Below are 15,972 nucleotides of genomic sequence, written 5' to 3' on the forward strand. Positions count from 1 at the left end.
CTGTGCTAGCTTTTCACCTCCACCTCTATCAGCCAGAGAGAGCCGACCCGTGGCTCGAGATTATTTTTCCTGAGCCGTCCGCATCTCCCTATAGACACTGGAATGAGCGCATATCACATGAATGTTATGAGCCAAATGCCGAGCTTGGGAACTATCAGTGGGTGAGTTTTGACGTGGGGCCGACACTACTTAATTGGCTTCGTCAAAATAAGCCGCTTGTATACATGGCGTTGTTAGAGGCAGATAGAGCGGGAGCGGAGAGGTGGGGCCATGGCAATGCGCTTGCGCATCCATATTATCACGTCATCCTTCCGCTCCTTCCGAGGCGAGATAGAGAAGTGCTCATCTACTGGGGGATAGAGTATTTCAAGAGACACTTTAGGAGGAGTCCTGAGGGTATGTGGCTCCCAGAGATGGCCGTCGATTACGAGACGCTGGAGGTTTTAGTTGACTACGGCATTTCCTATACAGTGTTGACACAAAGTCAGATAAAGGACAGAAGGTCTGGGGGGCCTTATAAAGTGGTGCTTCCAAGCGGTAGGAATATTGCCGTTTTTGTCCGAAATGAGACTCTCTCTAATAATTTGGCATTTGGCGGATTTGAGAAATTTGTAGAAGCTCTAAGAGGAGTCTCTGGAGATATAGTCATAGCTCTTGATGGAGAGACTTTTGGTCACCATATAAAAGGCGCAGAGAAAGCGTTGGCGCAATTTATTGCCAGCCGCCGTGGGGAATTGACAAACTTGGGGAAGCTTTACGAAAATGGCTATATCGGCGAGGTGGAGATTATTGAAAAAACTTCGTGGAGTTGTCCACACGGCCTCGGAAGATGGAGTAGAGACTGTGGATGCGACGGCCCCGCCCCTTGGAGAGAGGGGCTGAGGAAGCTAGTGGATTGGGTAGGCGAGGTGGTGGATAAAGTTTTTGATGAAAAATTTGGGGTGCGCGGCTGGCAGATGTTAAAAGAATATATAAACGTGATTTTAGGCGGTGATAACTCGGCGTTTTCTCCAGAGGAGCTTAGACTTCTTGAGGCAGAGAGGGCTAAGCTTGCCGCCAATACCAGCGACGCGTGGTTTTTTGCAAAAGTTGGGATAGAGTTTGGCATCGCTGTGAAATGGGCGCTTAGAGCTGTGGAACTTCTCGGCGATTTGTCGTTACTTGAAGAATTTACGAAGAGACTTGGCGAGATTGTTTTTGACGGCAAGACGGCCCTAGCCTACTGCCCCATGATTAGAGGCCCGCTTATGGCTGCGATGATGTATATCTCGCTCCTTACCTCTGGACATACGCCAGAGAAGGTCGGGCCGTATGTAATACGGCAGGTAAACGACGAATTTGAAATTTTTGACGTTAGGACTCGAGACTCATTTCGTTTTCGCCATGACTTATTATGGGGATTTTTAGAAAGTTTTAAATAATGTGTAGAGATTGCGCCATGAAACTTACAGTCTCTTATGTACCTATTTTCGTTGCGCGTATAGGTTCAGGGGCAAGCGCCTTTTTAGTTGTTAAACTTGCAAGTGGCGGCCATCTAGAGGCCGGTGTTGTTTTGGCTGCCTACCCGTTTCTAGAAGCGTTAGGTGCATTAATAGCCGGCCGTTGGTCAGATACCCTTGGCCGTAAGAAGACGCTGGTGGTCGGCTATGTGGTGAGGTCGTTGGCCATGCTTATGTTGGCTTGGGCTTTTTTTACACATACATCTCCTGTCTTGGAGGCGTTTTTAAACGGCGTGATTGGGCTTACGACGGCGTTTATACTCACAGCATCGCTTACAATGGCTACGGACTTAACTGAGGTTAAAAATAGGGGGGTGGGCATGGGCGGTTTTGAATTTATAAATCTTGCTAGCTATGGCGTTGGGTATCTAATTGGTTCGGCGTTATATACATTATTTAAAGGGCCGGCGGCTTATTTGACAATAGCGATAGTCACAGCGTTGGCAACACCTATTTTTGCAAAATTTCTCATAGAAACTAGGCCGGTCGCGCCGGTCGGCGGTAAATTTTTGTTGTCAGTTCTACCGCCCTCTGCTGTAGTTCTGTTGCCGGTTTGGTTTGCCCTTACTACAATTATAGGTCTCGGGATGTTTGCCCCGAGAGTTCTTCAAGTGAGCCGTGAAACAAGTAGCATAGCTGAAAGCATAGTGGGAAGACTTGGCGAGAGTCTTATAGTTGGTGTTTTATTTATTGGGGCATTGTCTCTCCTAGGCGTAGGCGCTATTTTCTTTGGCAGACTCGCGGATAGATGGGGGCGCGTGAAGACATTTAGACTCGGCCTTGTTGGCGGTCTTGCGGCTCTCTTAGTCTTAAACATTGCGCTTCACCTTGGGCTGGGGCCTCTTGAGTCTATAGCTTTAACAGCGCCCCTACTCTTTTTAACATCTGCGATAGGGCCTAGTATTTTGGCGTTGATAGGAGACGAGGCTGATATTAGATACAGGGGAACCACCATGGGGATATACAGTGTAGTACTAGGCCTTGGCATAGGCATAGGTAGTCTCCTCGGCGGTGCTATATCCTCTATAAGCCGTCAATACGCGATTAACGGCCTTGCGACAGCCGCGTTAGGAGTTTATGTCGTTATGACAACAATACATATATTATTGGCAAAGACATATAAAACCTATGTAAAAGACACTATATTTGTAGCGACGCGATAATCTTATAAACCTGGGGATTTACGTTAGGCAATGCTGGGGTGTGTATTGACTACTATAGGGAACTTATAAGGGGGGGTAGTTATAAGGTCTCTACTGCAGAAGAGGCAAGGTGCTTCTCAATTCTTTTCGATAGAGAAGTGGCTCCTGGCGAGGAGATCTCTCTCGGCGAGCTTGCGCCAAGGCCTAGACACAATCGTGTTTTTGAAAACTCTCTGGAGTTATTTACTGCCGGCCTGCCGACTCCTCTTCTGAAAATTTCTGGAGAGCCTAAGGAGGCCTACGCCAAGCTCGAGTGGTATAATCCCTTTAGCGCAAGTGTCAAAGATAGAACTGTCTACTACCTATTGAAATCGACATACGGCGATTGGGTTGTAGAGGTGTCAAGTGGTAATGTGGCGATTGCGCTGTCTGCTCTAGGTAATGTATTCAGAAAGAGAGTGAAGGTATATCTCCCAACTGCCGGGAGATACGTAGTGCCTTTCTTAGACTACCTAGGTGCTGAATATCAACTCTTAGATGTGTCTATGACAATAGAGGCTCTTGAACTTCTTGAAAAAGATATTAGGGAGGGCGCGGCGCACCCAAACCAGTTTTTTAACGATATAAACTTTATAGCGCATTTACGCACCGCCGCCGAGTTAGATTGGCAACTCTCCTCAGTAGGGAAAAAGCCCAGCCATATCATAGCTGCCTTAGGCACCTCCGGCCATGCCTCAGCACTAGGTTTTTACTTCGGCGCTAGATATGGAACCAAGCTAATTGCTGTACAGCCCAGAGACTGGATACCTGGAATCAGGAGAGTAGAGAGCGGTATGAAATGGATTAAATTAGTCGACGCCGAGATTGTCGAAGTTTCGCTAAGAGAGGCTCTTGAAGGTGTACGTAAATTTGCCAAGAGCTTCGGCCTGTTAATAGGCCCGAGCGCAGGCGCCGTCTATACCGCGTTTCTAAGACAGAGCGCTTCGGGAGTCTATGCTATGGTTTTTCCAGATAATCTATTTAAATATTCTCTGTTGTTAGAGCAGTTTAAGTAGTCTCCCTCCTTTTTAATATAATTAGCTCGGCCTTTCTCCCTCCACAACCTTCTACCGTTATTGACCCGACAATATCGTATTGGTCAAGTAACTTACCTATATCAGGCGTAGGCGATTTTATTTTAATAGTCTTCAGATCTATATCTACGTTGCCACATGTGAGGCAGACCCCTACGGCTTTATCTAGCGCGTTTGACGCACAAATATACCTAGCTTTTGGAGCAAGCGGCGCCACTTTATCCCAATCTAACAGGGAGTTAAAAACTATAGCAATAGAACGTGCGTTAGGTATCTCGCCTGTAAAACGTTCAAGTCTCTTTGCAATGCTTTCCAGGCGTTTTGTAGACACAGAGTCTGTATATAAGACGACGTCAACTTTGCTCAATATAGCAACAGCATCTGGCGTCAGTACATCGCCAGCCACATCTATTAGATAGATACCTTCGAGCTCCGGCTCTGGTAAAATTCTCTCAAGCCTAAGCCTATGTAACAACCGCCTACCTCTCCCAGGTATTAGATAGCTCTCGACAAATCCCTGTTTTCTCAGAGAGACAAGCGCGGCCCTTAGAGTCCTCGTCGCAAGCCCAGTCCCCCTTTGTATATCTTCAAAAGTAAACCAAGTCTTGCCATGGTAAATAACTTCAAATGCCATGTAGTAAAGTACTAATCTCTGTGATGGTGTTAAACCCACGGAGTCTATAGTATTGACGTCTTATAAAACTATAGGTGGGAGAGCTCCCTCTGCGGCGCCGAACGCCCCAACGGGCGGGGCAGGGGCGAGAGGGATTGGCCGTGCCCGCGCAGACGGGCTCGGCAGAATCAGCCGGCCCCCAGGGCCAAGTGGCTCATGGAAGTGAGAAGTTTACAAGTTTAAAAGCTAGTCGCCGAAAAAGCGGGTTGTTTCTGGAGGAGCTCCCAGTACCTCCTCTTTGTCCACAATAGCGGAATTCTGTCTCTGTGGTCGGCGAAGCCGCAGGAGGGGCATCGCGTTACGCGTCTCCTCTCCTCTACCATATTTACGCCGCAACGAGGGCAGACCGTGTTGTATAGCCTGTTCTTCGAGACGGCTTATCTCCTCGTGAAGTCTCTCCAACTCCCTTTATCGTGGACTCGTCCGGCAGACGCAGAACTCTCCTACTAAGCATCCTATCTCTCACGATGCTGACCACTATGCCGTAGTCGAGATGGTTGATGTCTACGACGACAATCGCCTTGGACTCCGCCGGCTGAACCTCTCTGGCAAAGACGAGGGCGACGTAAAGTTTGTTGTAGGTCGGCTCCTTGCCCTTCCGTCTCTCCATGCTGAAGAATGCGAGCTTAAGTCTCGCGCCATCCTGGAGTCTCTTCTTTATCCACTCAACGGTCTGCCGTCGGAGACGGACAGCGAACGGCGACATTCCGCACTCTAATAATGCCACTCTTGAGGTCGACGAAGACCGCTCTACTTACGTCTCTCTCGTCCTCGACCCTAAGTTGGGTGTTCAACGGGACTGCCCTGTAGAACGCCACATCGCGCTAGAGGAATTTGGCGTAATTCACGATGGTCCTCCCCAACCCATACTTGGAAAATACCTCCTCTATTATCCTATGGGCGAGCTCTTGCTTGTCCGGCATCAACGTGGCATCTAGCTCCTCCGTCGTGAGTTTCAGCTCTTCTTGCCCCGTTCATTAAGTAGTCTTCTCACATACTCCTCTACTGCTAGGCACATCCTAGCGGCGAGGTTTAGGACGTCTGGCCTCTTCTTGGCAAACCGCCACGGTATCTCTACCTTTAGCGTTCATGTGCGTATATGGATGGGCTGAAATTTCCGTTGGTTATGAAAAGCGCATGGGGCAAGCCAAAAGTTCCGGCCACGAAAGCGACGAAGATAATTGTCGGCGCTGTCCACGCGACAAACTAAAACAACCCCCTTTTCCGCCCTAGACCCCCTTGCTTCACCTGCTGGACCCGGCCTGGGTTTGGCAAGTGTGCCGCACCTCTCGCTTTTCTCTCTCGGCGGAGCATGCGGACGTTGGTCGCATTCCTAGCGACGATGGCAAGGAGCATAGTCGCGACATGGTATACGGCCAACACGCTTGCAAACCGTCCTCCAAATGTTTACACTCTGCAAGAAAACAACAAACTTTATTTCTTACAAGTTGCCCATATTTCATGCTAAAAATGCGTTGTGGAGAGGAGGTTTGCCTAAAAGTGGAAAAGGTATCTAGCCCCGTTTTTGAGGCGCCAAGTGGCGCCTTAACTATTTGCGTAAAGCCCGGCACCTTTTCGCACTGGCTTGAGTTGGCCCAGGCGCTGTATTACGCCTACCACTGGAGAGGTCCCGCAAGAAACCCCAACATCTCAGCCCTCATGTTTCTCAGTGGGAAAGAGCAAATCAGAGATGCGCTAACTATCTCTGCCACTTCTGGAGAAGCTATATGCGCTACCCTAGGCACAAGGGAAGTCCTGGAAGAGGTCTCAAAAGGAGAGCCGTACTATCCAGAGGAGTCTTTTGACCCGTGGAAAATCACAAGATTTGCACTAGACCTAGCCTCTTAGGTTTTTCACCGCTATATGTCCCCCTATCTCTCTCTTGGCCCCTCCCCGGGGGACTTAAGGGCCCGCCTCGGGTACACCGGGGCGAGAGGGCGGGTCATGCGGGGGCCGGCCGCGAGTCGCTTGTTTTTACAACAGTTTGGCGCCCCCGTCTGCCGCCCCAGGGGCCAAACGCCGTTCATGAAATAAGAAAACTTACGAGGTTAAAAATGTGACGGCCGCCGAAAAAGTGGGTTGTTTTGTTTTCTGGAGGATTTCCCAGTAGCGTTTTTCTGCCCATATCACCGGCACGTTGTCTCTATGTGCCTTGAAGCCGCAGGCGGGACAGCGCATGAAGCGGCCGTTTTCCTCAACCATCTTAGCGTTGCATTTGGGGCAGATGGTCGAATACAGTCGCTCCTCCAAATACGGCAGTCCGTACCACTGCGCGAGCGCCTGTAGGCGCTTCCTTAGTTGTCCCAAACCGTCTAGGAGGTGCTTCTTCACTCCGTCTCCGTTCCTCTCCTTCAGCTCCCGGTAGGTGTCGTCTTCCATCGTGTCCAACGCGATCGCGGCTTGGTGCTCTCTGGCCAGCTTTATAATCTCACGCGTAGCGTTTATAACGATGTCTCGGATTATGCCATAGCGCTTCGTCTTAAGCTTCCACAGCTGTCTCTGGAGGTCTAACGCTCTACGCGGGTCTCTGTCCTCGTCTACCTTAGCCAAAGCTCTACTCAGCTGTCTTATGTGGACGTGGATCCTCTCCAGTTTCTGAACCCGCCCCCTCTTGGGGAACTTCAATAGCTCCACGACACGACCGTCGACCACGAGACCAACTTTTATGTAGTGGTCCAACCGGTTGACGTCAACAACGACAATAGCCCTGGGCTCCACCGGCGTCACCTCTCTAGCGAACACCAACGCGACGTATAGGCCACCAAATGTCGGCTCCTTCTTACCACCTCTCTTCTCAACGCCGAGGAACGCTAGTTTCAACTCGGCGCCCTCTTCCATCCTTACGGCGGGGTCTAGGACGTCTGGCCTCTCTTCTACCAACTGCCAGGGGATTTCAACCCTCAGTGTCCGGTAGACTTGGCCCATGGGCGTACATGTGGCGGAGGGTGAAATCTCTGTTGGTTATGGAGGGCGCATGGGGGCAGGCCGAAAGTTTTACAAGACAAACCCACGGCGCCGTGCCCCGCCTCAGAGCTGGTGAAACCCGCCCCTCCCCTCCGGCGCCGTCGTGAAGGCGGCGTTGAGAGACGCGTGCCGGCCATGTTGTTGACCTTCGCCGCCACAAGAACAACCGTCGTCGTAAGCAACGTGTTGATACCCGCCGGCGTCATACGCCGCCGTTGCCGCCCCTCGCGTTGTTCATACCAGTGCCGATAGTCGCGGCGTTGGCGACACTCACGACGATAACCGCCGTAAACCCGTTTTTTTTTAACCCGTCTACACCTCTAACGCAATCTCTCGCCAACCTCTTTGCCACTTTCTACTCCCTCGGTTCACCTGCCTGACGACGCCGCTGTTAGGCAGGTGAGTCGAAATAGTTGAAAGAATGTTCCTGGCTTTTTCGCACATGTGGAGAGGGAGGTGTGAAGATGTCGCATACATTGCAAAAGCCCCCACTACGGATTAGGGGAAAAATTTAAAAACTATAGTGAGGTAACAAACAGGGCCCGTAGCTTAGCCCGGCAGAGCGCCCATGGACAAGCCCGGCTGGGCTGTCCAGCGTAAGGCTCATAACCGGGAAGTCCCGGGTTCAAATCCCGGCGGGCCCACTTTTGTAAATCTTTAAAGCCCGTAGCATTACAAATCTATGGATTTCACCATAGGCGCTGTGTCTGTAATAATAACCAAGGGAGATATAACTGAGGTTGAGGCAGATGCTATAGTTAATGCTGCGAATTCCTATCTTGAACACGGAGGGGGCGTTGCCGGCGCAATTGTAAGAAAAGGCGGCCAGATAATACAGGAGGAGAGTAGAGAGTGGGTTAGGAGATACGGCCCAGTGCCAGTCGGCGGCGTGGCTGTAACATCTGCAGGTCGTCTAAAGGCCAAATATGTAATTCACGCAGTGGGACCGCGTTGCAGCGTTGAGCCCATTGAGAAATTAGGCGAGGCTGTAAGGAATGCGCTTCTTAAGGCAGACGAGCTTGGGTTAAGCTCCATAGCGTTTCCAGCCATAAGCACGGGGATTTTTGGATGCCCATATGAAGATGCCGCATATCAAATGGCCAAGACTATTAGAGACATAGCGCCCTCTTTAAAATACGTTAGAAAGATCTTAGTTGTTCTCTACGGAGACGAGGCCTATAGGAAATTTGAAGAGGTTTTTAAAAAAGTCTTAAGTTGATGTATTTGAAAAGCTCTGTATAACTGCCTCTAGCAATGTTATAAAATCTCCCTCGTTTTTTATAGATTTTATAAAGCCAATAAGCTCTGGATCATTTCCCAAGTCGAGTTTTTCTACAATAGACTTTGTATAATCCGCATTGTACCCCGTCTGTGTAGCGCATTTTTTATATGTCCCGCTTGACATTTCTAACACAGCTCTGTTACCTGTCATTGTGACTGTTGCCATTGCAAACGCGCCGTCTCTACAGTCTCCCTTGGCAGAGACTTCCTCAAGAGTGAGGACTGCATTTACAAACTCCTCGCTTTTCTCTATGAGGAAGCTATGGAAGTTGTTCTCACGTCTTGCAATGTCATTGAATACGTCTACCCATCTCATTATTCTTTCCATCTGTACCCCTTTGGGCAGTTATATATATGTTTCGAGACTTCCCCCAGGACCGAAGACGGACATTTATAACCAAAAGATTCGCTTTCTAGGGCAGAGATAGAGGGCGCTATCTGTCGCAGAGCTATAAAAAGAGAATTAAAAAATCTAGCGCATTCCACACTCTGAGGGTGGCTCTGCCCAGTCTTGTGAAGAGCGGTGTTGCTAACGAAGAATAGACGAGAAGCCGCCTTCTAGGGTAGTGGAGATGTTGTTATATAGTAGATGACGCCGTTTAAACTAACCTTTATTTATTCCCCACATCCTGCGTTTTGTGGATGTGCCACATGTGGTATATCTTCACAGCTGTCCTAACTGCGGTGGGCCTATCACATCTGATAGACTTGCTGCCGGTCTTCCCTGTTATGAATGTCTTCCAAAAGAGCCTCAGGCAAAGGCTATAGGTGAAGTTGTAGAGGCTTTACGTAGGAGAAAGGCGTTAAAGGAATTAGCACGGGTTGCAGAGTATCTACGGGAGTACAATAAGTTTTCGGCGTTTTTCAAGGAAATAATCGGCTACGAAATGTGGGGTGCCCAGCGACTTTGGGCAAGGAGATTGGTCAGAGGAAAAAGTTTTGCAATAGTAGCGCCAACTGGGTCTGGAAAAACCACCTTTATCCTAGTGGCAACTCTATATATGGCGCTGAGGGGGAAAAAGACGTTGTTAATATTTCCCACATCTGCTTTAGCACATCAGGCGTATAAAAAATTGATGTCTTTTGCTGAAAAAGTCGGTGCGTCTGTTAAAACATTGGCGTATCATTCTCTACTCACCGAGAAGGAAAAAGACGAGGTTCTAGCAGCAATTGAGAGGGGAGAATTTGACGTTTTAATTATAACATCGGCATTCCTCCCCCGCCGCTTTGACCTACTTAGTAGGTATAAATTCGAATTCATCGCTGCAGATGATGTCGATAGTATACTCAGAGCGACTAGCAAAAACATTGATAGAATCTTAAAACTGCTAGGCGTGTCGGATGAGGTTTTAAAAACCGCACTAGACATAATTAGTCTAACTAAACAAATTAGAAAGGCTGAAGTCGTAGGCGATTTAAAAGAGGTGGAGCGTCTCGAACAAGAGCTGTCCTCTGCCAGGGCGAAACTACAGGAGGAGGTACGTAAGCTAAAACTTGGCATCTTTATAGCATCTGGAGCTTTAGCTAAAGCTAGGAGAACTACACGCCTACTTTTATTTAGAGAGCTTCTTGGATTTGATGTAGGCGGCAGAGCCGAAGGTCTTCGTAATGTGACAGACGTCTATATAGATATGTCACAAGATGTAGTAATGCAGACAATAGAAATTTTAAAGAGATTGGGCCCCGGCGGAATTGTTTATGTACAAGACAGAGAGTTGGGGATAGCCATAGCGGAGAAAGCTAAAGAACGGGGCCTTTCTGTAGAACATTTCTTCAAGCCCCGCCGCGGCATATTAGAGAGTTTTGAAAAGGGGGAGATCTACGCATTGGTGGGACTGGCGTCGCCACGTTCCCCACTTGTGAGGGGGATAGATTTACCACATGTAATTAGATACGTCGTCTTCGTCGGAGTGCCGAAGTATAGATTTAGAGTTAGACTTGAGGAATTTTCAATACCAGCATACCTCACCTTTTTATACAACGTACGAACTGTTTTGACAGGCGAGCTAAGATATAAAGCCGACAGATTAATAGGCCAGCTTAAACGTCTTGCCCCCTATGCAATAAGTGTACAAGAGGCGCTTAGAAAGGCTTCTGAGGGCGCAGAGCTTACAGGCTTTGATAGACATGTAGTAGATGTTGTAAAATCAGCCGTCGATTTCGTAAATAATCTACTTATGAGAGACGATTTGAGACAAGCTATAGAGAGCTCCACCGAGGTAAAGCTAACGCGTATAGACGACGAGTTCTACGTCCTTGTGCCAGATGTCACAACCTATATCCAAGGCAGTGGGAGAACTTCACGTCTTTACGCAGGCGGGCTTTCTAAAGGCCTTAGCGTTGTCATCGTAGACGACAAAAAAGTCTTCCACGCCCTAAAGAGGGAGTTAAAACTTAGGTTTGACGAGGCGGAGTTTAAACATATAGATGAGGTCGATCTAAACGCCGTACTTGCTGAAATAGATAAAGACAGAAAAGCCATCAGAGATATCTTAGAGGGGAGAGTTACCCCGGCAACCAAAGGCGTTGAGCTACTAAAGACTGTGCTTATGATTGTAGAATCTCCCACAAAGGCCAGGACAATAGCAAACTTCTTCGGTAGGCCAAGTCTGATAGTTACAGATGGCGTTCCCATATATGAGGTTTCAACTGGTGACGCTGTCCTTATGATTACTGCGTCGCTTGGCCATATATATGAACTACCTACCTCGCTCAAGAGAATAGACTCTAGACAACGCGAGATTTTAGCCAAGTGGTTTGGAGAGTTTAAATATGACAGTTACAATGGCGAGGAATATGCGGTAATTGTAAAAGAGGGCAGCTTCATTCCAGTTTATAACAAGATCTGGAGATGTCGCAATGCCGTATATATAGACGACACAGATGTACCCCCAGACTGCAAACCGCTTGATGTCTTGTCGGCAATTAGAAACATAGCTATAGAGGTAGATACAGTACTCATCGGCACAGATCCAGACTCAGAAGGTGAAAAGATAGCATTTGATTTATACCTCGGGCTAAGGCCTTACGTCTCAGACATAAAGAGAGTAGAGTTTCACGAGGTGACTAGGAGAGCTATACTTAATGCGCTAGCCAATCCACGCGACATCAACTACTCACTTGTAAAAGCCCAGATAGTCCGGAGAGTTGAGGATAGATGGCTCGGCTTTGGGCTCAGCAAGATATTACAGACGAAATTTGGAAATCCAAACCTGTCGGCAGGCAGAGTTCAATCTCCAGTCTTGGGCTGGATTGTAAAAACTTATGAAGAATCTCTAAAAAACAGGGTCTATAACGTAGATCTACAGCTAGACGCCGCCTACTGCGTAGAGCCCTCTTCCTGCGTCTTAAGACTTCAAATACCTGGTGATATACTACAGACGTTAAAGAAAAAGAAGAGAGTAGCTATCAAAAAAGAGTCTGAAGAGGAGAGAGTTGTAAATCCGCTGCCACCATATACGACAGATGAACTGCTGAGAGACGCTGTAAATAGGCTCGGACTTTCAGCTGACTATGCCATGAAGGTAGCACAAGATTTATTTGAAAGCGGCCTCATCACCTACCATCGCACAGATAGCACTAGGGTCTCTGCCGCTGGAATAGCTATCGCAAAAGAGTATATTACAAAGAGGTTTGGAGAGGGCGTATTTAAGCCAAGAAGCTGGGGCGAGGCGACGGAAGGAGCTCATGAGGCGATTAGACCCACAAGACCGCTAGACGTAGAAGAACTAAGGGGGCTAGTCAACGCTGGAGTTATACAACTCGCCATCCAATTAAGGAGAGAACATTACCAACTCTATGATTGGATCTTTAGGAGATTTATGGCAAGTCAGATGGAGCCTAGTGTTGTAAAAGCTATTAAGTACGTAATAGAGATAGACGGGCACTCTCTAGAGCTAGAGAGAGTTGTAGAGACTATCCGCCCGGGTTTCCAACAGCTTTACCCACTCACTCCCGTGGAGCCTGAGTTACCGACTGGGACAATAGAGGTAGCTATTAAGAGATACCGAGTAGTGAGAAAAGTACTTTCGCAAGCTGATATTCTAGCGCTGATGCGTCAGAGAGGCATTGGGAGACCTAGTACGTATGCGCGGATACTCCAAGTGCTTGCAAAAAGATATTATGTATATGTCGTCGGACGTAGGAAACTCATGGTGCCTACTAAGAGAGGTATTGAAGTGTATCATTTCCTAGAGAATAACTTTAGCAATTTAGTATCTGAGGAGAGGACGCGGTTAATAGAACAATATATGGACGCGATAGAGGTGGGAAACGCAGAGTATGAAGGCGTATTGAAAGAACTATTTGATGAATTTACAAGAGAGATACTATCGCGAGCCCCCCTTACGTGACGCCAACCTTTTCCGGGGGAGCGCGAGGCGCGCCCCGAGCCCCCCTGAGAAGGTTGGTTGTACAAAGGGGAGTTGATAGGTATAAACAAGGACGGTACCGATTAAGGCATAAAGAGAAAAGTTCTCAGGCAGAGGGTGGTACTTCTATCTTTCTATATAGATACCTGGCTTTAACGGCAGGGCTGCCCTCTTTTTGCCTCCCAGATCGGGGGCTGAGGGGTCGTCTACACTGTAAATCTCTATGGGTGTGCCAAGCGTTCTTTCTATATAGGCTTTGTATGATTTCAAAGTCTCTAGCTCGTCGAATTGTTCCGTAGATGCTAAAAGCGTTCTGACTTCATCTCCTAGCGTCTTTACCAGGTCTATTAACCGCTTGGCTACTTGAGGCGGCGCGCCAGCCGTAACCACAGTTTTTACATCGCCGTTAAGAGCCGCCTTTGCCCACGAAAAATTCCTATTTACATATATGACGATGCGTCTTGCGCCTGGGCCAAAGGCTGGGATGTTTTTCACATCTTCTATCAACATATCAACATATCTCTTTGCTAACAAAGCTGCTGACTCTGCCTTTAGCCTAGGCCACGGCGCTGTGGCTACAAAACCAGAACCACCTAGCAATGCCCAAAGCTCTTCGGCTATATGCGGCACTATAGGCTCCATAGCCACTACCCACGCCCGGGCTGCCTCAAGCGCCAATTTTGTCGGTTTCTCTACCATGGCGAGGTATTGGTCAAAAACCGCTTTGGCATTATATATCACTTCAACAGCGGCTTGTCTCACCCTGACTTTTTCATATGCCTCTCTCGCCTTATCTAAAATCCGCGAGATCTCCGCTATCAGCCATTGATCTATCCAGCCGGCCGGCCGATTTTCAGCATTTTGTATAAGTCTCTGCACTAGGGTGTATATAGCCATCAGCTGTTGGGCGTTTCTCCTGGCCTCAGCATCTCTAAAGTCGAGGTCTTGTTCCACCTCGGCTGCAAGCGCTAGCGTGGCCCTAAGCGGATCCGGGCCGTACATCTCCACGGCTCTATCAAGAGGTAGGACATTGCGCTTAGACTTCGACATCTTCTCGCCCTCTCTAAGCACCCAGCCGTTAGCCACAATTTGCCGCGGCCACTTCTCCCTGGGGAATATGGCCACGTGGTTAAAGATGAAGAAGGTCAGGTGATTGGGGATCAGATCCTTGCCGGAGTTCCTCGAGTCCAGGGGGTACCAATACTCAAACTCCTCTCTGATGGCCTTGAGGGCCTCAACCGGCACCCCCGTCTTCTTAGATACTTCATCTGCCGAGCCCTGCCCCAAGAAGACAAAGTCCCAAAACTCCTCAGTCAGTTGCTCCGGCCTTATGCCAAATTGTCTAATCTTCTTTATCACTGTGTAAAACGCCATGTAAATTGTTGAATCACTTAGGCTTTCTATAATCCAGCCAGAGCTCCAAGGAAGTGGCGTACCCAAGCCCCGTGTCCTAGCACATGCTCTCTTGTCTAGCCAGTCTATAGTGGCGAAAAAGTGGGCCTTTGCCTCTCCAGGTATAATAACCATTTCATCTACTAATTTACGCGCTGTTTCCTTCCATTTGGGATCGCCATAGTTTATGAACCACTGATCTTCCAACACTTTAACTACAATTTCTGTGCCACAACGGCAGTAGACTGGCTTGTTCATTATGTCATACATAACGCCGCCGAGACGGGCTTCTACAAGCCACTTGGCGATAAACTCCCGGGCCTCTCTTACCGGCCTCCCTGCGAAATACATCTTAAATACAGCCCGTAGCATAGACCTAGCAGGTTCCTGTAGATGGATGCCTATACGTTCGGTAACGTCTTCTCTCATGACGCCTCTTGTGTATTCTGTAGAATACACCTCTTTAGTAGCCTCTTCGAGAGCTGGATCTGTCTGGCTTTTTATCCCCATCCTCTCTACGACCTCCTTAGCTGGGTAGTCGCCATATCCCTCCACCTTTATCAACGGAATCAGCTTTTCAATGCCTAAATCGCGGAGGGCGACGTAGTCATAAGGTGCGTGAGCCGGCACAGACATTACCACGCCGGTTCCCACCCTGGGGTCTACAAACCAGGCCTCGTATATAGGCACCCACTCTCCGGTGACAGGATTTTGTACACTACGACCTACAAACTCTCTGCCTCTAGCCTCTCTTAGAATTTTCACCTCCGCCTGGAAGGAGAGGCGGTATGCCGCATCTCTGCTAATTACGACACGCTTCCCGTCGAATTCGGCCACTACGTACTCGGCGTCTGGGTTAATCCAGAGGTTAGTGACGCCCGGCACTGTCTCAGGCCTAAGTGTGGCCGCGGGGAAGGTCAGCCCTTCTGAGTCTGTGAAATATATCAGCGTCCACTGGCCGATCTCAGGCTCTTTGTCGTCTTTAGTGTCATGGGCGCCCACAGGCATTGAGTGCCTTGGACACCAGCCCACGGGGTGTCTCCCCCTCACGATCAGCCCCTTCTTCCTCAGCTTCTCGAACTGCCACTGGATGAAGCGCTGGTACTCCGGGTCTATGGTTGTGAACTCTCTAGTCCAATCTATGCTTAAGCCGAACCTCTCCATCGCCATCTTGGACCGGTTGTGGAAGTAGCGGGCGAGGTAGAGGGGGTCTCCCATCTTCTTTATCTCCTCTTCAGGCACGCCGTATATCTCCATGTACTCCTCTATAACTGTCTTGTCTCCAGCCGCAATAACCTCGGCTATTGTAAGTATCGGCGTGCCTGTGTAATGAAAGCCCATGGGATATAATACAACTCTCCCCATGTGTCTATAGAACCTAGCTAACACGTCCGCAATTAAGTAGGTCCGCCCGTGTCCGATATGCACAGCCCCGTTGGGATAAGGATATGCCGCCGTGATAAAATACTTCGCCACACCTGGGGTTGGCTCCGGTTCAAAAACCCGCGACTCTTTCCACCTTTTCTGCCACCTCTCTGCAATCTCTATGAAGAACCGCGAAAGCTCACTCATGACATA

10 protein-coding genes, 1 tRNA gene and 2 pseudogenes are annotated in these 15,972 nt (G+C 48.8%); 7 read left to right on the forward strand and 6 right to left on the reverse strand.

What is annotated here, in order from left to right:
* The first annotated feature begins 2 nt into the window (after positions 1–2).
* Genes PISL_RS06350 through PISL_RS06360 form a run of 3 tightly spaced genes read left to right on the forward strand, consistent with a single transcriptional unit; the run spans position 3 to position 3,696 of the window.
* A complete protein-coding gene (locus PISL_RS06350; RefSeq protein WP_011762976.1) occupies positions 3–1,421 on the forward strand; it encodes a DUF3536 domain-containing protein in 1,419 nt (472 codons plus the stop codon).
* 17 nt (positions 1,422–1,438) lie between these two features.
* A complete protein-coding gene (locus PISL_RS06355; protein WP_053240384.1) occupies positions 1,439–2,662 on the forward strand; it encodes an MFS transporter in 1,224 nt (407 codons plus the stop codon).
* A gap of 38 nt (positions 2,663–2,700) precedes the next feature.
* Positions 2,701–3,696 carry a pyridoxal-phosphate dependent enzyme gene (locus tag PISL_RS06360; protein ID WP_011762978.1) on the forward strand — a complete coding sequence of 332 codons (996 nt, stop codon included), beginning with the start codon at positions 2,701–2,703 and terminating at the stop codon, positions 3,694–3,696.
* On the opposite strand, the gene PISL_RS06365 is transcribed toward PISL_RS06360, so the two are convergent.
* Both PISL_RS06365 and PISL_RS06370 read right to left on the reverse strand, forming a co-directional pair.
* Positions 3,689–4,387 carry a hypothetical protein gene (locus PISL_RS06365; protein ID WP_011762979.1) on the reverse strand — a complete coding sequence of 233 codons (699 nt, stop codon included), beginning with the start codon at positions 4,385–4,387 and terminating at the stop codon, positions 3,689–3,691. The two genes, PISL_RS06360 and PISL_RS06365, sit on opposite strands and share 8 nt — an antisense overlap.
* A gap of 179 nt (positions 4,388–4,566) precedes the next feature.
* Positions 4,567–5,459 (reverse strand): annotated as a pseudogene (locus tag PISL_RS06370) (transposase family protein).
* A gap of 389 nt (positions 5,460–5,848) precedes the next feature.
* On the opposite strand from PISL_RS06370, the gene PISL_RS06375 reads away from it, so the two are divergent.
* Positions 5,849–6,235, forward strand: coding sequence for a hypothetical protein (locus tag PISL_RS06375; RefSeq protein ID WP_245218340.1), 387 nt, complete (start codon positions 5,849–5,851; stop codon positions 6,233–6,235).
* Positions 6,236–6,427: 192 nt separating this feature from the next.
* Here the strand turns inward: PISL_RS06375 and PISL_RS06380 are convergent.
* Both PISL_RS06380 and PISL_RS10835 read right to left on the reverse strand, forming a co-directional pair.
* Positions 6,428–7,228, reverse strand: a pseudogene (locus PISL_RS06380) (zinc ribbon domain-containing protein); the annotation flags it as partial.
* A 325-nt stretch (positions 7,229–7,553) separates the two neighbouring features.
* A complete protein-coding gene (locus PISL_RS10835) occupies positions 7,554–7,703 on the reverse strand; it encodes a hypothetical protein (protein WP_167827639.1) in 150 nt (49 codons plus the stop codon).
* A 186-nt stretch (positions 7,704–7,889) separates the two neighbouring features.
* Here PISL_RS10835 and PISL_RS06385 point away from each other — a divergent pair.
* Both PISL_RS06385 and PISL_RS06390 read left to right on the forward strand, forming a co-directional pair.
* Positions 7,890–7,995 (forward strand) — tRNA-Ile (locus tag PISL_RS06385).
* A gap of 38 nt (positions 7,996–8,033) precedes the next feature.
* Positions 8,034–8,570, forward strand: a complete 537-nt coding sequence (locus PISL_RS06390) for an ADP-ribose-binding protein (RefSeq protein WP_011762983.1) — start codon at positions 8,034–8,036, stop codon at positions 8,568–8,570.
* Here the strand turns inward: PISL_RS06390 and PISL_RS06395 are convergent.
* The gene (locus tag PISL_RS06395) at positions 8,562–8,960 is read right to left on the reverse strand and encodes a hypothetical protein (protein WP_011762984.1); all 399 of its coding nucleotides are present in this window, start codon (positions 8,958–8,960) and stop codon (positions 8,562–8,564) included. The genes PISL_RS06390 and PISL_RS06395 overlap by 9 nt on opposite strands.
* Positions 8,961–9,270: 310 nt before the next feature.
* Here PISL_RS06395 and rgy point away from each other — a divergent pair, with 310 nt between their 5' ends.
* Entirely contained in the window at positions 9,271–12,984 is a 3,714-nt protein-coding gene (rgy, locus tag PISL_RS06400) for a reverse gyrase (protein ID WP_011762985.1), read from the forward strand.
* A 144-nt stretch (positions 12,985–13,128) separates the two neighbouring features.
* Here the strand turns inward: rgy and leuS are convergent, their stop codons facing one another.
* Positions 13,129–15,966 (reverse strand): leucine--tRNA ligase, encoded by a 2,838-nt coding sequence (leuS, locus tag PISL_RS06405; RefSeq protein ID WP_011762986.1) that lies wholly within the window; start codon positions 15,964–15,966, stop codon positions 13,129–13,131.
* Positions 15,967–15,972: the final 6 nt, after the last annotated feature.

Origin of the sequence: Pyrobaculum islandicum DSM 4184 (genome assembly GCF_000015205.1) — an archaeon.
In the GTDB taxonomy this organism is placed as follows: Archaea; Thermoproteota; Thermoprotei; order Thermoproteales; family Thermoproteaceae; genus Pyrobaculum; species Pyrobaculum islandicum.

What these genes read in the sequence shown, in the direction of transcription:
- PISL_RS06355 (WP_053240384.1), top strand. Translation starts at nt 1,439, where the DNA reads ATGAAACTTACAGTCTCTTATGTACCTATTTTCGTTGCGCGTATAGGT.
- PISL_RS06375 (WP_245218340.1), top strand. Translation starts at nt 5,849, where the DNA reads ATGCTAAAAATGCGTTGTGGAGAGGAGGTTTGCCTAAAAGTGGAAAAG.
- PISL_RS06390 (WP_011762983.1), top strand. Translation starts at nt 8,034, where the DNA reads ATGGATTTCACCATAGGCGCTGTGTCTGTAATAATAACCAAGGGAGAT.
- PISL_RS06395 (WP_011762984.1), bottom strand. Translation starts at nt 8,960, where the DNA reads ATGGAAAGAATAATGAGATGGGTAGACGTATTCAATGACATTGCAAGA.
- leuS (WP_011762986.1), bottom strand. Translation starts at nt 15,966, where the DNA reads ATGAGTGAGCTTTCGCGGTTCTTCATAGAGATTGCAGAGAGGTGGCAG.